Source organism: Enterobacter sp. UPMP2052 (genome assembly GCF_053709675.1).
The window spans coordinates 1-19,194 of sequence record NZ_JBSKJR010000023.1; the positions used below are offsets into that span (position 1 = coordinate 1).

Sequence of the window (19,194 nt, forward strand, 5' to 3'; positions counted from 1 at the left end):
AGTGGTAGCGTATACTTCATCTGTCAGGGCATAGGACATAAAACATTTTTTCAAAAAAGAGGCATCCCTTATTTTCCCTGCCATAGACGCACTGTATAAAACATGGCGTAGGTTTATAACGAAGGTGGTAAAAATAATTACGCCAAGGCTGGTTCCAGTTTTTAGCATATTTAACGCCAGCATTTGTGCTGAACCGGCAATCACAATACATGACCATGCGGTGCTCTGCCAGACACTCATTCCCAGGCTTACGCTGAGTGCGCCAACGATAAACGAAAACGGGAAATCGCCAATACACAGGGGCATGACAGCGCTCACCCCCCGTAAAATTATCGCCTTTTTATTCATTATCTGTCTCCTGGACGGGTTTGCATGCATGGACTCAACTGTGTGTCAGTGCGGCCTTTTCCGTCATTATGTGGATGATTTCCCTGTCAGTGGCGGGCATGGCTTTAACAACCAGCCGGCTCAGATTATCTATCGTTTGTTCCACATTGTGACTCACAATCCCGTCGTGAGGGCTGACCTGTATTCCCTGCCGGGCCATGAGCACTGACCTGAATGCACTCATCGTGGCGGTGGAAACCTTCATGGCGCAACTGTTGGATGCTCCATCGCAGATGATCCCACTGACATCGCTGACCATATTAATGATGGTTGCCTGGATTACACTCAGATCGCGGGTGAACAGCCAGGCCATTCCTGCAGCGGCACCCATTGCCGCAGTTGAGGCAGCACACAGAGCGGAAAGCCGCGTGTAGCGGGCATGAACAGAAATAGCAACCAGGTGGGATAATGCCAGCGCCCGGATAAGTTCCTCCCGACTGCTTTTCAGCTCATCAGCAAGAACTACTACCGGCATTGTCGCCGCGATCCCCTGGTTACCTGAACCAAAGTTAGACATGGCAGTCACCGCAGCACCTCCCATCCTGGCATCTGATGCGGCTACCGTTTTGATCAGTATGCGTGACAGAAGGTCATCGCTCATCAGGCCCTGCCTGATGGTGGTAGCCAGTGTACCCGCGATATTCAGCCCATAAGGTATTCGCTGGCCTTCCTGAGACAACGCAGCGTTAAGGCGAGCCGCCTCCAGCATAAACTCAATCTTTTCCAGAGAAACCGTCGTGATGAAATTAAACGCATCCTCAATAGAAAAACTTTGCGGTGAAGCCTCAGCGTCCTTCTCATCTGCTTGTGGTACCAGAGTCACTGGCTTTTCATTAATATAAAGTTCTTCAATACGGGTATGGCTTTTTTTTATAACCACCCGACAGCTGTTAACGGCCCCAGTTGCTGTAAGGTCGATATGGATAAAGTCGGGGGTATCCTGCGCGGAAATATTCACCCGTCTATTGTTGACCATTTCCTGTGCCTGCTTCGTTTGTACGTCCGTGAGTCCCCTGAGGGTTTCTAGTCCTGTATCTGGGTCACCTCCGTACACACCCACAGCAGCCGCCATTGCAACGCCTGTGCAACAGGTACCAGGAATCGTGACCCCCATGGCGTTTTTATAAAGATTTTCAGAAATAAAGCCTTTAATACTGATACAGGGTTCATTCAGGTATTTGCAGGCTGTAGCGGCAGCAAATGCTATTGCAACCGGTTCTGTACATCCCAGCGCAGGCCTGACTTCTTTTTTAAGCCATTGCAGAAAAACATCATCATTTAGTTCTGACATATCACTAACCCCATTAATTCAATTAATTAACTGAGGTTAGTATGAGGAAAAAATCAGAGAATATTTTCCCAAAAAAACAATATAAGTTAAAAGTATTTAGAAAAATATTCTCTATTAACACCCATTCCAAAATGTGTCCAAACATTACTCTGATTAATTTTTTTATTTAAAAACATATAATTAGTGATTTCTGTAATGAAAAATATTAATAGAGTGGTGATCCAGTTCACACTATAAATGATAGAAATATTTTCTCTTCTGGCAGATAGCGATTCTCATTCTTATTCAGCGAAGAGATGCAATTTTGGAAAAATTATCGTTTAAATGGTCATTTTAAGTGTAAGCGTACAGCGAGAGCCGTATTGACGGGTAGCCGTACTGGCATGGCAACAGACAGATCAGACAGGGGAGATGATTAATTCAGGAAAGCAATAAGATTATACGGGAACAGGCCGAACGTAGCGCCCTTGCAGGGCGAGCGTCACGGCTCTGCCGTTCCGATGGTGTTCATGCCCTGAGCTCCGTTTTATACTCTGCGTCATGTATATTCCACGTCCCGCAAAGTTGCTCTTCACCGTCGATGACGGCTGGAATAAGTGCCTCGAAAAATTCGGCGACAGCGTCACTCCCTGGACCCGTCTCTGTGTCGAGCGCATGCTCGCCTGTGGCACCACGGAAATGGGCGTTCGTCGCTATTGCTGTTCATCATCAGACTGCCCCCATAGCCGCTTCTTCTGCCAGAGCTGTAAGTCAAAAGCCTGCAGCGCCTGCGGCTTCAAAGCTACGGAGCAGTGGGTGTCGCAGCAGAGCCATATCCTTCCCGACTGCGACTGGCAGCATATCACCTTCACCATGCCCCACCTGCTGTGGCCCTTCTTCAACAACAACTGGCCACTCCTCAACGCCCTGTTCCGGGCTGCCACCCGGGCTATACTCCGGTGGGCGCGTAAACAGGGTGTTGAGGTCGGTATCTTCTGTGCCCTGCACACCTACGGCCGTCAACTCAACCGGCATCCGCACATTCATCTGTCCGTCACCCGTGGCGGCCTCGATATTAAACACGGTGTCTGGCGCGATATCTTCTTTAAGAAGCATGCCGTGGAGAAAATCTGGCGCGGGGCGGTCACCCGCCTGCTGCGCCACAGCTATAACCTGATTAACCCCGGCAGCCTGCCGGGGCTGGGGCATATCCGCGATAAGAAGCAGTGGCAGCGCTATCTGCAGGCGCAGTACGGACGCCGATGGAAGGTCCATTTCGCGAAGAAGACCCGGGGTGCCTGGAAGAACGTCAAATACCTTGGCCGGTACCTGAAGCGACCACCGGTGTCAGCAGTGAAGCTGAGGCACTACAGCGGCGGTGCCGTGGTGCACCACTATTATGACCACCGGACGCACCAGTACCGGCAGCAGACGCTGACCCAGGAAGAGATGATCGGGCGCTATATCAGTCATCTCCCGGCGAAGCACTTTAAGATGGTGCGCTACTACGGATTTTTATCCAACCGGAAACGGGGCGAGCTACTGCCGAAGGTGTATGAAGCCCTGGAGATGGAAGTGCGGAAAAAACCGGAGCAGCCGGGCTTCGCCGCGCTGATGAAGGGGTTCCTGCGCACGGCCCCGTACAAATGCATCCTGTGCGGCAACCGCCTGCGTTTTGTCAGTGCACAGGCCGGCAGGCATGCGTCTGAACTCGTGGCAGAAAGGCTGCATAATATCGACCGTAAACGATGGCTGCTGTCACAGACTGCAGGATAAGTGCGCCCGGAAACGGGTGTTTTGAATAAAAAAGAAGCAAAACGAATGAAGACAGCCCAACCGGTCAGAGCGGATGGCAGAATGGTGCTCGCCCGGTCGCTATGCTCATGGTCAGGAAGCGATCGACAGGCGATTGAAATTCCTAACCATCAAGGATGAGTTAAAGTTATTGGACTTCGAGAAGGGATGATAGAGATTTGCGTTCTTTAGATGCGAAAAACCCCAGCAGAGCCGGGGTCCTTCAATTCTTTTGCCGGATGTGCCTTCACTAGAACCCATGAAACATGGGGGATGATTCAACACTGGCTAACGTTATGAAATCATAATAGCGTAGTATTATTGGTACGTCAATGTGCATAGAAAGCGAGACAGGGTAGCCCCTGAACAGGAGATTAAATGCCTCAAAGAATCAATGATTACAAACCTGTACTTTCACTACTATCAACAGCAAGGCTTGCAAGCGTTCCAGCTATCTTTAACGTTCACACCGATTTGGAAAAGTATGGATTTAGTCTGTGGATCCAGAACGCAGCTGCCTCACTCTATCCACTTGTGCAGCAACTAGAACTGGTTCTCAGGAATTCTGTTGATAAAACAGCTCGTACAAGATTTGGTGAACGGTGGTGGGATACCATCTCGTATGATACGACGAAAGACAATCACGATAAGTTCATCAACTGCATCAGAGAGGCTGAACGGGGCTTATTAAAAAAATGGAAAGCCAAAGAGGTCGCTCGCCTTGGTTTAAGCCATCCATCGCAAATAACAACGACGCCACCAGTTTTTTCACATGATGATATTATTGCAGCGACCACATTTTCCACATGGGAAAATGTTTTTCTTGAGGCGCTTCATACAGACGATAACTCAAAAAAAAATGATTTCCTTTGGCCTAACTCTCTTCCAAAAGCTCTGAGAAGGCTAAGCGAAATTGATAACAAACCCGTTGAAGCCCGTCGTAAGATACTGAATCTACTTAAAGAAATAAGAGACTACCGCAATAGACTTTTTCATCATGACTGTATCTGGATAAAAATTAAAACTGTAGATAAACAGACTGCAATTGAATCAATTCGTGAAAAAATCAATCTAATCGAAAAGATCATAACCGCGATCAGTCCCGTAACTAACCGCGCTTTGACTGCGTGGGGTATGTATGAAAATGCCCGCAGGATCTGCTCCACTGCAGAGCTATCCATTTATACAAATCTTAACTATCAGGTACCAAACATAGCTACGCCAGGGCTGCTTGGTCAATTAATGCTTCAGACAAATGGTGGAAAAGAAACGGTGCCTATGATGCTGCAAAATGAGGCCTGTGTTTTCTATAAATTGAGGTGAAAGTACATAGCTTTAGCGGAAGCGAGACGCTAATGAAGGGGGTTCGCATGTCAGCGGCTACTTGATCTCCCGCTACCCATCTTTTCCTGGTTCTCTCTGTCTGGCCATCAGCGTAAACTGGTGGAGCAGGGAGGCATCTCCTTCAGGAACGGCTACCTACCTGTAGCGGCTCGCAATCGAAATCCCGCCGACTCGCAATCAGCGCATATTTCGGCTCACATTAACTGCAAATGAAAAACGCCACTGACTCACATTAAGTGATAATGGGCTCGCAATCCATTCCGCCGGGCTCACAATAACTGCAAATCAACTTCGTCATATCTGCAGACCGACCGCCAGCATTCTGCCATGCACCTCAGCCGCGCAGGTTGGATAACAGTACGGCAGTTATCGGTTCCTCCCCCGTCTGGTATCCTGTTTCCATTGCCAGGCATAACTGTATCTTTTGGTCCTTACCAGGCCCGTCCTGTGCCGGATTCCGACCTGATGTCACTGGCGTGTCGGCTTGCTGTCATGGTGGTGTCGTATACAGTACCGGATTGATACGCAAGTATTATCACAAGCATTGCAGAGAACGGGAACAATGATGACTGTCGCTGAAAAGGTGAAAACATACCGTCTGAAAAAGGCATGGTCACAGGAACAACTGGCTGAGGTCGCCTCTGTTTCTGTAAGGACCGTGCAGCGGACTGAAAAAGGCCAGAAGCCGAGTCTGGAAACACTCAGCGCGATTGCTTCAGCCTTTGATGTAAATGTCTCTGATCTCTCGGAAGAGAATTACGTCGCCAGCCAGGCTCTTGATGAACGCATCAGCGAAGCCAAAACTCAGGTAGCGCAGGAAACCCGGTTTTATCGGATTCTGGTGACTGCTGTTCTGGTATGCACCGCATTAATGATAACTAACTATTTATTTACCCCGAAAAGTTACTGGTCCGTTGTGGTCACTGGTATATGGGGAGGACTTGTCATATTCAGGGGAATAAGAGTGTTTATCATGCGGGGGGAAATCGCTTTATGGCAACAACGCAGGTTGCAGAAAATTCTTCGGTCAGGAAATAAAAGACCGGATAACAAAACCACTGAACGGTGATGGCGTGCTGATTCACCTGAACTGAAAAAGATTAACTTTCGTAACCGGGACAAATTATGGATAACGCACTTTTTTTAAAAGACACTCCCGTCTGGGTATGGATCCTGCTGGCTTTTTTGCTGCGACGCGGTTTTGCTGCTCTTTATGACCGGGAGATGACAACCGGGCGGCTGTTTTTTCTTCCGGTGCTTTTTCTTGTCTGGGGAGTATATGGGGTTATCACCGAGACAAAACTGGCTGGCGTAAGTCTTACAATGATGGCAGCAGGACTGCTTGCAGGAACTGCTATTGGATACAAGTTGTGGCGCTCACAGCCACCGCTGAGAAATTCAGATAATCCGGGTATGATTATTAGGGCCGGGACACCGCTGACCCTGGGACTGATTGTGATTGCTTTTTGTATGAAGTTTATCCTTACCTCGGCCATTTATCTGCAGCCCGGATTAGGATCATCCGCAAGTTTTTGTATGTTGTTTGGCGGTGTGACTGGGCTTGTTGATGGCGTATTCTGGGGGGGAACCCTGAGACTTTTCATACCCTGGTACAGCAAAAGATGATTAACCGTAACTGCCTGTAATAGAAATCCCACCGACCCGCAATCAACTGTTGTCCGTTCACTTAGCGTGAGTCCAGATATTTTTATTTCGAGCCAGCGGCGATAAATGCAAGTCCATTTACAGTTACTGTGAGTCCGCCCCCGATTTAGTTGCAGTTAATGTGAGCCAAAATTTGCGCTGATTGCGAGTCGATGAAGTTTCTATTGCGAGCCGCTACAGGTAACTGCCACATTAGTTGATCAACTAATGTGGCAGGAAAGCTATTTGTCAGAAAGAAAACCTAAAATGGATTTTTTGTTGAAATACCGATTTGTAGACGGTCAAGAGGTTCGCCAAACATACCAGCCCAACCATCAAAGCCGGGTATCGATGTACCATCATCACAGCATGTATTTAGCCATCCGGTTCGTGCCGTAGTTTGAGAACGATAATAGCTCTGCGAAAGCGTTTCTCCTGAAGGTGTAGTGTAATAAATCTGCACACCATCAATGGCTTCCCCGGGGTTTCCTGCACAACCATTTACAGGGTCATTAGGATTCCCCTGACTCACCCATGACAGCCAGCCACTTTCAGCAGAGTGGGTACGATATCTCAATGTCCCCTTGTCAACTTTAATATATAGCATGTCATGTTTATTATAAGGAAGGCCTGCGAAGCCATTATAATCGACATTATTAAAGTTGGTAACCTCCCCTAACCAGGAACCGCCAAGAACCCGCAAACCGTAATGAACGTCTGTGGAGAACTCAGAGGGAGTCGGGCCTGGATTTGGCGTACCTGAAGGGCGCCAGATTTCATAGTATTTGAACGAATTGTAAGTCAGATAGGCTGCGTTTAGTGGAAGATCTTGTATAGCAGTATTTTTTTCACCCTGAGTATAGTAACAAGTTGAGGTGATATTTTTACTGTTTCTACTAATGACACCAGTATGTCCACCTGCACCTCCTGAGTCAGCCATGGAACTTCCACAGGATAAAAGAATAATATCCTCATCCTGAATTTGATTCAAATTAGAGCCACCTGAATCACCTATCAGGATGCGTGTGTATCCACATTTCGACAGATAACCGCCCAGGGTTACTGTGTTATATACGTACTCATAGGGTATGCCGGTTGACTCTTTTACGGCAATAGTTATGCTCCCCGAACAATCTGCGGTACCGTCAGTGCCTGTTCGAGAACCATCCATAGAATAGGTAATGTGCCCTCTGTTTTTATTAAACCAGTCCACAACTTTTACTGCCGGAACAGGGTTAACACCTTCAAGTAAATCATACCAGTATCTTGCCTGTTGAGCCCTGACAGGCTGGTCCGGATTAGCGGGTCTTTCATAATATTTTATAAAAATACTCGCCAGGTTTTCAGGCGAATCTGTACTGACTTTAAACTGGTAAAAGGTCATGGATGGACAAATGAATTGTTGATTATTTTCAACTTCCCACTCAATCCGTTTACATTGGGTAAAAACATCTTTATAGTCCAGACCATTAAAATCAGCCCAGTCTATAATATTGGTTGCCGGGGTCCATTGAACAAGGCCATATCCGCCATTCAAATTACCTACATCATCATTTTCCCATCTGTCCGGGATTATTCCACTTTCAGATTGCATATTTCCAAGAAGAGCAGCTACGGCTGTCTTAGACCACCCGCATCCAACTAAATAATTCCAGATTTGTGTTGCTGTTTCTTTTTGTCCCATCGTATCAACATCCTTTCAACGTAGATTGATAACACCTTCGAAAATCGAAAAGGCTTTTAATAAAAATAACGCCTTCAATATTCAATGCCGTATCAATCAATCGCGAGAAACAGGAGGAAAGTGAATTATTTGTGATTTAGCTCACATTTCTTTATCAAACTGGCACAACAGGGAGGGCAATGCTCCCGCAGTACCTAATTCATTGTGCCGGAATTTCGGTGGTTCCGGCACAGAACCCCAGTATGACGAAAGCCGCGATCCTACGGCGTCTCGTCCTGCTCATCAGCAGCTCAGCTTTTTGTATAAAGACCAGAACCTAAAGGAGACCTTTCCGGGCAAAGGTGATCCGGGTCGCTTCATTTAAATCCATTTTTTTCAGGTTGTTAGGAGATACCCAAGCAATATCCTGAAATTCCTCATTAAACGTAATTGTCCGGTTTGTACTGATACAGTCAAAGATGAGGTAAATCATGTAAATATCTTCTGTGGTACCATCCGGGTACGTTTTAGTACGGACATCATCACGAAAGGCCCAGGGGTTAACGTCTGCGATAAGCAGTGCTTCGCCTAGTTCTTCCCTGATTTCACGCCTCAGTGCAGTTTCCATCGTCTCGCCGGGTTCCATTCCGCCGCCAGGCAGCGCCCATTGTCCCGGGAATACCCCACGATTGGAGGCCATTTTACAAAGCAGAAACTCACCTTCATTTTGTATCACTGGGCACACTATTACTCGCTGGCGCATTTCATGTCCTCAACATTATGGCTTTCTGAATAACCTTATCAGAAAAAACGTCAATGTCATCCGGGTGATCGCACACCATAATCCGCTCACGAAGGTGTACCGGAAGATCATCGGTAAGATGCTGATATTCCGCATGCCACCCTGTGATCCATTTTTCCTTCAGGGTCTCATCGGGAAATTCCTCCGGCCGTACACCGTGAATTTCATCATCATTGAGATGCATGAGTGAATGTTCGACGGGATAATCAATGAAAGCGATAATGTCTGGCTCAGTCAGCAATTCATTAATTCTGGCCCACAGCACCATGTATGCATCATGCTGCGCTTTACTAATATATTCAGACTTCAGCATGAAGTTGATAAAGATATAATCCTCAATGTGGGATCTCTCCATTATGAGGTTAAACCCTTTATCCAGCCAGGATTTAATCAGCAGCGCGCGTTGTATCATAAAATTGAGCTGGATAAGATAACCGTAGTTGCTGGTGTCATCAAAAAGATAAGGAAGGAGAGAATGGTGGACACTTTTTTCGTCTATCGCGATGGTTTCCGGATCGCCCTTAAATAATGCCGTCGACAGGTGCCTGAGAAGAGTACTTTTCCCCACGCCAGAATTACCAGACAGGCATATGTATAAGGGTTTTCGCGTCGCTTCGCGGCATAGACCGCTGCATTAATTTTGAGGACTTCGGCCGGCAGCTGCGTGAGCACGTTCGTTCAGGTACAGGACTGACCATCGGTGTGGGCATGGGACCGACCAAAACACTGGCTAAAAGCGCACAATGGGCGTCTAAGGAATGGCGGCAGTTTGGGGGCGTGCTTGCTCTGACTTCAGGCAATCCAAAGCGGACGGAGAAACTGTTGTCATTGCAGCCTGTGGAGGAAATCTGGGGTGTTGGCCGCAGGATCTCAAAGAAACTGAGCACAATGGGGATAACAACTGCACTGCAGCTGGCGCGCGCGAACCCTGTCTTTATCAGGAAAAATTTCAGCGTTGTGCTGGAGAGAACCGTTCGGGAACTCAACGGAGAAAGCTGTATTTCGCTTGAAGAAGCGCCTCCGCCAAAACAGCAGATTGTCTGTAGCCGGTCCTTTGGGGAGCGTGTCATGACGTATGAAGCCATGCGCCAGGCAGTTTGTCAGTACGCTGAGCGTGCAGCTGAAAAGCTGCGCGGCGAGCGTCAGTTCTGCAGGCATATTGCCGTTTTTGTGAAGACGTCACCGTTCGCTGTGAACGAACCGTATTACGGGAATGTGGCCAGTGAAAAGCTGATGACTCCCTCGCAGGATACCCGGGACATCATAGCCGCAGCGGTGAAAGCACTGGATCGGATCTGGGTGAATGGCCATCGATATGCAAAAGCAGGTTGCATGCTCAATGATTTCACTCCTACCGGGGTTTCGCAGCTGAACCTCTTCGATGATACTCAGCCCCGGAGCAACAGTAACCAGCTGATGAAAGTCGTGGACGGCATTAACCATTCAGGACTGGGAAAAGTGTGGTTTGCAGGACGGGGAGTGGCACAAGAATGGCAGATGAAGCGGGAGATGCTTTCTCCCGCTTATACTACACGCTGGAAGGAGATTCCTGTTGCTAAAATTTCCTGAAGTTCTTGGCGATTTCACACTGAAATTCTCACACCAAAATCCTATAAATTAGATACTTAGGTGTGAAATCATCATGGCGAACTTATTCGCATGAATGCCGCTTCAAAACATCCTGAATTGCTGAATCAATTTCATTCTGTAGATTTTTAGGCAGGCGATTAAACTCGTAAGTAAAGCTTCGCCCTTTAACACGCTTACGTGCAAACTTATCTTTATCAGCAAATTTCCACAGCGAGGACACAATTGTTTTTTCCTTTGGAGGTTCAGCGATCAAAGAAGCAGCGCCTTTAGCAATCAATTTAAGAATTGCTGCTTTCTTTTCATCCTCCTGAAGACGGTCGTCAGCCGCTAAAACATCAAGCTGCGAGGAAATACACTCAATGAGCTGAAAATACTCAATACTTTTTTCTTTAAGTCGATCATTGAGTTCTGAGAGATTTTTATAGTCTGAAAAGGATAACTCGTACTGCACCGGGAACAGAGATATCAGTTCTTGTGGTACTGTCGCCGCCTGAATAGCGCGAGTGACCTTGGCCTGAGACAGACCTTCCTGCTCTGCTATTTCTTTCTGGTTTAGCCCTGACTCTTTAAGAGAGAGCAAGCGTAATCCAATCTCACGAATGTTATGTTCCTTCGCAGTCTGAATATCTTTTGCAAGCTGTCTTGCTTCTTCAGCCGTGAGTTTATCGGATGTGACCATAACATTGAGGGCAGTATGAACTTCAATTGCCGAAGCGCGCCTTCTGGAACCATCGAGGATCTCAATTTTTTCGCCATCCATAACCCCTATGCAGGCAAAGAACTGCTGGAATCTAATGGTCCGGGTAATGTCTTTTAAAGAATCTTTGGTTAGTGCAGATTGATCACGTCCATTCGTTTCCTGTCGCACAAACGTTTTTTCAGCTACCTCAGCCGCAGGAACGGTAACTAAAGTGAATTTAACTTTTCGTCCGGTCTTCAATGTAAAATACTGAACCTGTAACCCAGAAGTAGACGATTCAACCGTTGCCTGAGAATTAAAATTTCTGCCAATTGTTTTTCTGTGACCAGACATCAGGCCTCCTTATTCGTTCTGATAAATTCCACGCGATCAAACACACCCTTCGCAAAATCTTCGGCAGCAATTCTGGAACTTTTTAATGCCTCTGCGCTACCGTCATACGTTGCTGGATTAGCGGAAATTACGGTATCGAATGTTTCTCCGCACCGTTCAAAACCATCCAGTCTGGGCAACACAACATCAAGCATGTCAGCTCCGAAAACTTCCTTTGCCTGGCTATGACAGATTTTGTGATCGCTCTTATTTAAGAGCTTGGACATAAAGCCGATATTACCGATTAAATTACATTGCTGACCTTCGGCTTCGATGCTCTCGACTAATGCAGGCAAACTTGCAACAAACTTCAATGATGAATGGAAGTCTACAGTTGCGGGGGGAAGAGGAGTTAAGAGCAGATCTGCAGCAGCTATACCATTTTTAAGAAAAGCATCCAGATGCGGTCCTGTGTCTACAAGGATAAAGTCATAATCATTTTTAAGCTTCTCGATTATGTTTTCTTTCAAGACTGCATGCACATTCTGTCCGGGCAGATGTTCAGAACAGAGTTCTTTCCATCTCTCCGCGATGAAAGCATCATCGATAGAAGCAGGGATAATATCCACTCCCGGAACCACTGACGGAACGATAAAATCAGAAATAAGCTCCTCGCGGCTGACGTTTTGAAGCATCGCCTGAGCAGCCGTTGTTTCTACGAGACCAACAGAATTCCGATGACTTAAGAACATGGTTAATGAAGCTTGTGGATCAAAATCGATTGCAAGTATTCTCAGATCTTCATACAGCAAGTGTGGATGCGCTCTGAGAGCATGCGCTAAAGAGGCCGTTGAAACAGTTTTAGAACCACCACCTTTAAGGTTTGCAACGTAAATGCAGAAAGCCTCATGATGACGATCACGATACTTAGGCACCCCACGATGATGATATAAATCAATGACATTCTGTAGTGTCATTGCATACTTCATCGTGTTGCCTGAAGGTCGTTTGTTAAAAACATACCCCTGAGCCTCCATTTCACTTACGGCGTATTCAACACTTCCTTTGCTAAGTTTAGGGAGTTTGTATAGTGAGGCCTTACTGTATACCTGATAAAAATCGTTAAGCTGAAACTCTTCTTTTTGTTGCTGAATGTGCTCGCTAAGAGCGAGTAACATTTTGTGCGCTCTTGCAGCAACTTTTGTCAACTGATCGATATTTTTCATAACATGCCTTTATGATGTTTTTTATCATTTTGAACAAAAAACATCATAATTCAAGAAAAAATTCTTTATTTGTTGCTAAAGCTCAAATTTCTTCAATTCGAACGCTAACGTTCTGAAGATTGCAGCAACTTTAGTCATCAGAACTCATCAAGACGGTAAGTGGAGTCACGATGGATGTGCTTGCTGCAGTCGTAAGAAATAACTAACAGGATCAGCAATGACATCAGCGGAAGTCAGTAACCAGGCGAAAACACGGAGCTAATAGCGTGAAAAGATAGCCAATGGGCTGAAACACGAAATGATACGCACTCGGTGTCAGGCCAAAGAGAATCGCTGGCAGAAACAGCATGCAGGGCTGGAGCTTCTAAAAGGATGATAATTCGCGCCTGCAACACATAACACCGGTAAGAGAAGGGAGCCGAACCACCCCGGAACGGCCCCCTGAAGGAATGCAATTCCTTTCACCGCAAATACTAGCTTGTTTCGAGCTGTGATAACATATCCGGGTAAATTCTCAGAGCCAGGCTGATGAAAAAGAAAAACAGCACACCCACTCCCCATGATGCCACGTTCAGGCATTTCCTTACGCAACTGGATGTTGCCAGGGATTTCATGGAAATTCATCTGCCTGCAGAGCTGCGTGCTGTTTGCAATCTCAGCACGCTGAAGCTGGAATCCGGCTCATTCGTTGAGGATGATCTCCGCCAGTATTTCAGCGACGTTCTGTATAGCCTGAAAACTACAGCCGGCGACGGATATATTCATGTTCTAATCGAGCATCAGTCAACGCCGGACAAACATATGGCTTTCCGCATGATACGCTATGCTGTGGCCGCCATGCAGCGCCACCTGGAGGCAGGGCATAAAAAACTGCCACTGGTAATACCGGTGCTGTTCTATACGGGTAAGCGCAGTCCGTATCCATACTCCACCCGCTGGCTGGATGAATTTGACGATCCGGCCCTGGCTGGCAAACTCTACAGCAGCGCCTTCCCGCTGGTAGACGTTACGGTCATTCCGGATGATGAAATTGCTGGTCATCGCAGCATGGCCGCACTGACGTTACTGCAGAAACATATTCATCAGCGGGATCTGGCAGAGCTGGTTGACCGGCTGGTGCCCATCTTGCTGGCCGGATATCTGTCTTCATCACAGGTAATATCGCTGGTACACTATATAGTGCAGGCAGGCGAAACATCCGACGCCGAAGCCTTTGTACGCGAACTGGCACAGCGTTTGCCGCAACACGGAGATGCACTCATGACCATCGCACAACAGCTCGAACAGAAAGGCATACAGAAGGGTATCCAGCTAGGCAGGCAGGAAGGTCGCAATGAAGGCAAGCTGGAAGGAAAGCTGGAAGTTGCCCGTACCATGCTGCAGAACGGCATCGACCGTATCACTGTAATGAAAATGACTGGGCTGACTGAAGACGATCTGGCGCAGATCCGCCACTAATCCCCTTTTACTGTCACTCCCTGTCAGGCCATCAGCGTCAACTGGTGGGGCAGGGAGGCAACCTCCTCAGGCAGTCCCTGACAGCAACAGCGATTAAACAACTTCGCCCCCCGTCTAATGCACTGTCAGCTATTGTCGTCAAAAGCGACATCGAGATTTACCCGTAAGAGATAAATGCTTTTCACCCTTGTGCTAAATCCCATAACATCCCGGCCGGATCATTCCTTTTCACTGAGCAGACGATAGTTCCAGTGCATATCTTTCGTTTTTACCAGCGCATCCTGTGAGTGTCACGCTGCAGCCAGAATATAAGCAGTGCTCGCCGCAGCCTTGTGACCGAGCAGCGCGAGCGAACTGGCGAGGAAGCGCAATATCATCGTTGTTAAAATGGGGTGGTACGCGCCTGTGTTTGATCACCGAAAATGCATATTTTATCGGTTTTACTTCAGTTGGTTATCCACATATACAGCTCTTCGATCCAGCAATAAGATCCTCAAATTGATCCATATAAGATCCATATAAGATCCCCGGATCGCTGCAGCCCGTGTCAGCTCTGTTCCTGGGGGATGATCACATAAGCTGTAGTGGGATAATCATAAGCTGTAACTGGTATACAATAAGCTGTATCATGCAAAGGATATGCTGTAATGAGTCAGGAACATAAACTACAGTATGTATTAAGCCCAGAAATTTGCCCTGGGTTGTGTATAACATGAATGCACTTGTAGCGGGCCTTACGGCTATTACAGGTCAGCAATCAGCATTTTTACTCTTTACTTTTCCACCGCCCGGAGGCTATCTGGACAAGGACAATCTGGACATAAAAAAACTGTTTGAAGAGGTGGATAAATCCTCCGGTGAAATAGTTAACCTCACGCCTAATGGCAGTAACACAGTTCAGCCCGTGGCGCTGATGCGGCTTGGTGTTTTCGTTCCCACGCTCAAGTCACTGAAAAATAGTAAAAAGAATACGCTTTCTCGTACGGATGCTACGGAAGAGCTGACACGCCTTTCCCTTGCCAGAGCTGAAGGTTTTGATAAGGTAGAGATCACTGGCCCACGGCTTGATATGGATAATGATTTCAAAACCTGGGTCGGGATCGTCCATTCCTTTGCCCGACATAAGGTTATCGGCGATAAAGTGGAACTTCCGTTCGTCGAGTTTGCTAAGTTATGTGGTATCCCTTCAAGCCAGTCGTCCCGTAAACTTCGGGAGCGCATCAGTCCCTCGCTTAAACGGATCGCGGGCACCGTGATTTCTTTTTCCCGCACTACCGAAAAGCACACCAAAGAGTACATCACTCACCTGGTCCAGTCTGCCTACTATGATACGGAGAAAGACGTGGTTCAGTTACAGGCGGATCCGCGTTTATTCGAGCTTTATCAGTTTGACCGCAAAGTACTTCTGCAGCTCAAGGCTATCAATGCCCTGAAGCGCAGGGAATCCGCTCAGGCACTCTATACCTTTATTGAGAGTCTTCCGCGGGATCCGGCTCCTATCTCGCTGGCGCGCCTCCGGGCCCGCCTGAATCTGAAATCTCCTGTCTTTTCCCAGAACCAGACGGTAAGGCGTGCCATGGAGCAGTTGCGTGACATAGGATACCTTGACTACACGGAGATTCAGCGCGGCCGGACAAAGCTTTTCTGTATCCATTATCGGCGACCGAAGCTGAAGGCACCCAACGATGAAAGCGCGGAGAACCCGCAGTTGCCGGCGGCGAAGCGGGATGTCAGTCCGGAAATGGCTGAAAAACTGGCTGTCCTTGAAAAGCTTGGTATCACGCTTGATGATCTGGAGAAGCTGTTCAAAACATCATGAACATAAACTGTAGTGAGTAATCGTATTGTTGCTACTCACCACAGCTTATATTACTGGTTCTGGAGAGTAACTTGCTCACTATAGTTTATATAAGCTGTGGCGAGGCATCTCCTGTCAGTGTGTTTGTACCACTTGTCAGAAAGCTCTTATCTCCGGTCTGAGCATTATTGGCTCGCAGCGACAGGTGCTCTTCAGGATAATTTTACTCACCACAGTTTATGTTGCTCTTTGCAGTTTATGTCCTGGGCGTGCTGCTCACCATAGCTTATGTAATTGTGGTGGGTACTAAGGTCATTTCATTGGCGACAGTGCCCGTAAAATCTCAGCTGCATCATGCTCGTCTCCGGTAAACGGCACGGCAAGCGTGGCAGCCACATCTAGCGCAAACACCCTTGTATACACTTCCATCGAGCGCGGATCCTTTTGTCCGACCAGAGCCTGAATAATGCCGGTGATAGAGCATGTGCATGATATAGCTGTGGCGGAACGTATGCGGCGTCACCGGAATAGAAAAATGCACACCGTCTTCTCCGGCCCGCTTCACCATCTGCTTCAGCCAGTTGCACATAGTTTTATCGGTGACGGTCCATAGCGGCTCGCGCCGACGGGGCCGCGTGGTCACCATCCAGCTCTCCATCAGCCGCACAAACTTTCCGTCCGTCAGCGGGACAAGTCGAACCTCATCTTTTGGCGGGTGCCCACGTCGTGCGCGCATCTTTTCTGACAGAACCCGTACAAAGAGTCTTAACCCGTCCAGATCAAACAATCCCGGGGTAAGAGTTCGTGCTTCCCCTGTACGAATGCCGGTGTTCCACATGGTGGCAAACAGCATGTGGTGGCGCTGCTCGGGCATATAGAAGAGGAGGGCGCTCACTTCAGGCGCCAGCAGGTAGGTCGGTGTGGCTTCAGTTGAGGTGGCCATCCGGTGGAATGCAACCGCAGTCGCAAAATCAACTCCCGGGGAGATCGGCATCAGGGAGACGCGTTCTGGTTAATTCTGCAGAGGAATGATGTTATTCATCGGCTCATTTTCATGTAGCGCACGCACTGTTTATGAATACAGTTATTCTGAACTTCAGGGCATGAGCCTTCCATCACAATAAGTCGCAGCGAAAGGATCCTTTTGTTATCTTATCCTGCATTATTGCGGGTAAAACCAAACATATAAAGAATCACTTTTCGCCCCTGAACCACCACGAAGCCAGTAATGCCGAGGCCTGAGGGGGATTTTTAGGTTTTTTGGGAGAAATGGAGTAATGCCAGGACAAACGACAGCCGAGGAAAAGCGAAGAAAAATGAACGGGGAAGTTGCACGACGCAAAATCTGGCCTGGTACATCGTCAGTCAATTCGTACTGGCACCTATCGATTTCCTTTCAGCATTGCGACCGCATCACCCTCAGGCATCTGGAACTGCACCCGGTGTCGGGCTGCCACATCCAGCGCAAACACTTTCGTATACACCTCCGTCGAGCTGATGCTCTTATGTCCCATCAGGCTCTGCAGCACCTTCAGTGGAATACCGGCATACAGCATGTGCATGGCGTAGGAATGACGGAACGTGTGCGGTGTTACCGACACGGAGAACGTCACCCCGTCGGCCGCCGCGGCCTCCACCGCTTCGCTGAGCCAGGTGCGGACCGTCCGGTCGGTAATCTCCCAGATACGCGCCTTCTCGGTTCTGCCGCTTCGCTTGTTGCGTCGTTCCAGAGGTATTTTCAGCGTGGCCACCATCATCTCCAGCTGGCTGACATAGTTCGCATCGGAAAGCGGAACCAGCCGGTGCGCCTGACTGCCGGCAGGCGAGCGGCCGGCCGTTCGGGCCGCTTTCTCCGCCCGCTGCTTGAGTGTGGCCAGCTGCACGAACGGGTAGGGTGGCGCCAGAGAAAAATCACTACGGGTCAGCGCCAGCGCCTCGTTAATGCGCGCGCCGGTGTTCCAGAGGGTTGCCAGCAACATCTTGCGGTGGAGATCGGGTACATAGTGGAGCAGGGCACTCACTTCCGGCGCCAGCAGATATTTCGGCAGTTCGTCCTGAACGAGCGCCATCTGGCGCAGGGCCAGTGCGGCAGGATAGTCAATGGCCACCGGCAGCTGCGCGGCAGAAAAAGAAACACCCTGGCCTGGGATTGCCGGTATCATTGTTTATTGTCCCCGGAGGAAAGGTATTGCTCTGTTAGTCGTGCCAGGGCCTTCTGCGCGTAATCCTCACCCGGGAGCACTCTGATTTCTCCACGGCGTTCCATCTCGGCGCCGATGGCGCTCAGGGTCGCCGCTACAGGAAGCAGCCGGCGCAGCTGCAGGGCGTGCCCGCATGCGGAACGGATGCGATCGGCAAAATCATCCTCATCGCGGGTATATGTTCCGGGTGCCGGCCGTTCCCGGCCGTCCTTTTCAGACTGAAGCCGCTGACATAGTTTGAGAAGGTCAATAATGTCATCGGCGGCTTCATTTGCATGCAGATCGTTCAGATAATACGGTTTCATTGATTATGCTTTCTTGTCAGAGTGAGGCGCTTAAGGCTGTTGTTGACATAGTCAGAAACTGACTCCGCTATTGTGATTTTTATCCGTCGTTTTACTGGCGCTCCGTTTTAAATCTGCTCTCAACAGATCCTGCTCATAGAGCATTTCCATATTCAGGCGCCTTCTCTTTTCCAGCGTCCAGACCTTTATGAGAGCCCTCTTGGCCGGCCAGATAGTGTCATCGGAACGGGTCTGGATAAAACTAGCCAGTTTGCGCAGGCTGCGGGCAAGAACGAGAGCCCTGATCCCGAGACGGGTGTATTCGTAGCGGCGGGTAATAGTTGCATCCTCAAAATAAGGAGGAGCACGGTAGCCAGTGGTGATTGTCCTCTCTGATGACTGCTTGATTACCGGGAGCTCACGTATCCTGTACATCAGTCTGGCCGGAAGGACACTTCAGTCACCTTTTACATCAGAGAAATCAATCTCAGGAAGTTCAACCTCTTCCCCGGAAAGACTGTACCTGTTTTCATAAGCTCCGTGCGTCGCTATAGTGGCACAAGTTTCCGCGAACTTTTCCAGAATAAACACCAGTTCTGTCGCGATAAAAACCCGCTCCTTTATCAGCTTATCCTCTGACTTAAGCTGTTCTCTTCGCTTCGTTAACAGATGCGTCAGCCAGATGCCTGTCAGCGTTATACCACCAGTCAGCAGGCCAGTG

At 48.4% G+C, this 19,194-nt stretch carries 16 protein-coding genes and 3 pseudogenes; 7 read left to right on the forward strand and 12 right to left on the reverse strand.

Going from position 1 to position 19,194, the window contains the following annotated elements; genetic code table 11:
- Together ACWKX3_RS23960 and ACWKX3_RS23965 are read right to left on the reverse strand one after the other, a co-directional pair.
- A partial coding sequence (locus ACWKX3_RS23960) for an AzlC family ABC transporter permease (RefSeq protein ID WP_454542641.1) occupies nucleotides 1–348 on the reverse strand: 348 nt, incomplete at its 3' end.
- Nucleotides 349–382: 34 nt separating this feature from the next.
- Nucleotides 383–1,678 (reverse strand): L-cysteine desulfidase family protein, encoded by a 1,296-nt coding sequence (locus ACWKX3_RS23965; RefSeq protein ID WP_454542642.1) that lies wholly within the window; start codon nucleotides 1,676–1,678, stop codon nucleotides 383–385.
- A gap of 540 nt (nucleotides 1,679–2,218) precedes the next feature.
- Between ACWKX3_RS23965 and ACWKX3_RS23970 the strand changes: the two genes are divergently transcribed.
- The 4 genes from ACWKX3_RS23970 (at nucleotide 2,219) to ACWKX3_RS23985 (ending at nucleotide 6,421) form a co-directional block, all read left to right on the forward strand.
- Complete coding sequence (locus ACWKX3_RS23970; protein ID WP_454542643.1) at nucleotides 2,219–3,433, forward strand: IS91 family transposase; 1,215 nt, start codon at nucleotides 2,219–2,221, stop codon at nucleotides 3,431–3,433.
- Between the two features lie 396 nt (nucleotides 3,434–3,829).
- The gene (locus ACWKX3_RS23975; RefSeq protein WP_454542644.1) at nucleotides 3,830–4,774 is read left to right on the forward strand and encodes a CAAX protease; all 945 of its coding nucleotides are present in this window, start codon (nucleotides 3,830–3,832) and stop codon (nucleotides 4,772–4,774) included.
- A 583-nt stretch (nucleotides 4,775–5,357) separates the two neighbouring features.
- Nucleotides 5,358–5,864, forward strand: a complete 507-nt coding sequence (locus ACWKX3_RS23980; RefSeq protein WP_454542645.1) for a helix-turn-helix domain-containing protein — start codon at nucleotides 5,358–5,360, stop codon at nucleotides 5,862–5,864.
- 56 nt (nucleotides 5,865–5,920) lie between these two features.
- Nucleotides 5,921–6,421 carry a DUF6622 family protein gene (locus ACWKX3_RS23985; protein ID WP_454542646.1) on the forward strand — a complete coding sequence of 167 codons (501 nt, stop codon included), beginning with the start codon at nucleotides 5,921–5,923 and terminating at the stop codon, nucleotides 6,419–6,421.
- A gap of 280 nt (nucleotides 6,422–6,701) precedes the next feature.
- Here the strand turns inward: ACWKX3_RS23985 and ACWKX3_RS23990 are convergent, their stop codons facing one another.
- The 3 genes from ACWKX3_RS23990 to ACWKX3_RS24000 all read right to left on the reverse strand — a co-directional run bounded on the left by ACWKX3_RS23990 (nucleotide 6,702) and on the right by ACWKX3_RS24000 (nucleotide 9,496).
- A complete protein-coding gene (locus ACWKX3_RS23990; protein WP_454542647.1) occupies nucleotides 6,702–8,123 on the reverse strand; it encodes a phage tail tip lysozyme in 1,422 nt (473 codons plus the stop codon).
- A gap of 316 nt (nucleotides 8,124–8,439) precedes the next feature.
- Nucleotides 8,440–8,865 carry a nucleoside triphosphatase NudI gene (nudI, locus tag ACWKX3_RS23995; RefSeq protein WP_454542648.1) on the reverse strand — a complete coding sequence of 142 codons (426 nt, stop codon included), beginning with the start codon at nucleotides 8,863–8,865 and terminating at the stop codon, nucleotides 8,440–8,442.
- Between the two features lies 1 nt (nucleotide 8,866).
- Entirely contained in the window at nucleotides 8,867–9,496 is a 630-nt protein-coding gene (locus tag ACWKX3_RS24000) for a deoxynucleoside kinase (RefSeq protein ID WP_454542653.1), read from the reverse strand.
- A gap of 8 nt (nucleotides 9,497–9,504) precedes the next feature.
- On the opposite strand from ACWKX3_RS24000, the pseudogene umuC reads away from it, so the two are divergent.
- Nucleotides 9,505–10,473, forward strand: a pseudogene (gene umuC / locus ACWKX3_RS24005) (translesion error-prone DNA polymerase V subunit UmuC); the annotation flags it as partial.
- An 82-nt stretch (nucleotides 10,474–10,555) separates the two neighbouring features.
- Here umuC and ACWKX3_RS24010 read toward each other — a convergent pair.
- The gene (locus ACWKX3_RS24010) at nucleotides 10,556–11,530 is read right to left on the reverse strand and encodes a ParB family protein (protein WP_454542654.1); all 975 of its coding nucleotides are present in this window, start codon (nucleotides 11,528–11,530) and stop codon (nucleotides 10,556–10,558) included.
- The gene (locus ACWKX3_RS24015; RefSeq protein WP_273908543.1) at nucleotides 11,527–12,732 is read right to left on the reverse strand and encodes an AAA family ATPase; all 1,206 of its coding nucleotides are present in this window, start codon (nucleotides 12,730–12,732) and stop codon (nucleotides 11,527–11,529) included. The genes ACWKX3_RS24010 and ACWKX3_RS24015 overlap by 4 nt, the downstream gene beginning before the upstream one ends.
- Nucleotides 12,733–13,260: 528 nt before the next feature.
- Here ACWKX3_RS24015 and ACWKX3_RS24020 point away from each other — a divergent pair.
- Together ACWKX3_RS24020 and ACWKX3_RS24025 are read left to right on the forward strand one after the other, a co-directional pair.
- Nucleotides 13,261–14,190: an Rpn family recombination-promoting nuclease/putative transposase gene (locus ACWKX3_RS24020; RefSeq protein ID WP_454542649.1), complete on the forward strand. Its 930-nt coding sequence runs from the start codon at nucleotides 13,261–13,263 to the stop codon at nucleotides 14,188–14,190.
- Between the two features lie 841 nt (nucleotides 14,191–15,031).
- A complete protein-coding gene (locus tag ACWKX3_RS24025; RefSeq protein WP_273908544.1) occupies nucleotides 15,032–16,009 on the forward strand; it encodes a RepB family plasmid replication initiator protein in 978 nt (325 codons plus the stop codon).
- Nucleotides 16,010–16,300: 291 nt separating this feature from the next.
- Here ACWKX3_RS24025 and ACWKX3_RS24030 read toward each other — a convergent pair.
- The 5 genes and pseudogenes from ACWKX3_RS24030 to ACWKX3_RS24050 all read right to left on the reverse strand — a co-directional run.
- Nucleotides 16,301–16,982: pseudogene (locus ACWKX3_RS24030) on the reverse strand (tyrosine-type recombinase/integrase).
- A gap of 388 nt (nucleotides 16,983–17,370) precedes the next feature.
- Nucleotides 17,371–18,150, reverse strand: a complete 780-nt coding sequence (locus ACWKX3_RS24035) for a site-specific integrase (RefSeq protein ID WP_454542650.1) — start codon at nucleotides 18,148–18,150, stop codon at nucleotides 17,371–17,373.
- On the reverse strand, nucleotides 18,147–18,494 hold the full coding sequence (locus ACWKX3_RS24040; protein WP_454542651.1) for a hypothetical protein: 348 nt from the start codon (nucleotides 18,492–18,494) through the stop codon (nucleotides 18,147–18,149). Before ACWKX3_RS24040 ends, ACWKX3_RS24035 begins: the two co-directional genes overlap by 4 nt.
- A 51-nt stretch (nucleotides 18,495–18,545) precedes the next feature.
- Nucleotides 18,546–18,908 carry a hypothetical protein gene (locus ACWKX3_RS24045; RefSeq protein WP_454542652.1) on the reverse strand — a complete coding sequence of 121 codons (363 nt, stop codon included), beginning with the start codon at nucleotides 18,906–18,908 and terminating at the stop codon, nucleotides 18,546–18,548.
- 21 nt (nucleotides 18,909–18,929) lie between these two features.
- Nucleotides 18,930–19,194 (reverse strand): annotated as a pseudogene (locus ACWKX3_RS24050) (hypothetical protein); the annotation flags it as partial.

Coding starts and splice junctions, on each gene's coding strand:
- ACWKX3_RS23990 (WP_454542647.1), bottom strand. CDS start 8,123: ATGGGACAAAAAGAAACAGCAACACAAATCTGGAATTATTTAGTTGGA.
- ACWKX3_RS23970 (WP_454542643.1), top strand. CDS start 2,219: ATGTATATTCCACGTCCCGCAAAGTTGCTCTTCACCGTCGATGACGGC.
- ACWKX3_RS23985 (WP_454542646.1), top strand. CDS start 5,921: ATGGATAACGCACTTTTTTTAAAAGACACTCCCGTCTGGGTATGGATC.
- ACWKX3_RS23975 (WP_454542644.1), top strand. CDS start 3,830: ATGCCTCAAAGAATCAATGATTACAAACCTGTACTTTCACTACTATCA.
- ACWKX3_RS24045 (WP_454542652.1), bottom strand. CDS start 18,908: ATGTACAGGATACGTGAGCTCCCGGTAATCAAGCAGTCATCAGAGAGG.
- ACWKX3_RS24015 (WP_273908543.1), bottom strand. CDS start 12,732: ATGAAAAATATCGATCAGTTGACAAAAGTTGCTGCAAGAGCGCACAAA.
- ACWKX3_RS24040 (WP_454542651.1), bottom strand. CDS start 18,494: ATGAAACCGTATTATCTGAACGATCTGCATGCAAATGAAGCCGCCGAT.
- ACWKX3_RS24035 (WP_454542650.1), bottom strand. CDS start 18,150: ATGATACCGGCAATCCCAGGCCAGGGTGTTTCTTTTTCTGCCGCGCAG.
- ACWKX3_RS24020 (WP_454542649.1), top strand. CDS start 13,261: ATGAAAAAGAAAAACAGCACACCCACTCCCCATGATGCCACGTTCAGG.
- ACWKX3_RS23980 (WP_454542645.1), top strand. CDS start 5,358: ATGATGACTGTCGCTGAAAAGGTGAAAACATACCGTCTGAAAAAGGCA.
- nudI (WP_454542648.1), bottom strand. CDS start 8,865: ATGCGCCAGCGAGTAATAGTGTGCCCAGTGATACAAAATGAAGGTGAG.
- ACWKX3_RS23965 (WP_454542642.1), bottom strand. CDS start 1,678: ATGTCAGAACTAAATGATGATGTTTTTCTGCAATGGCTTAAAAAAGAA.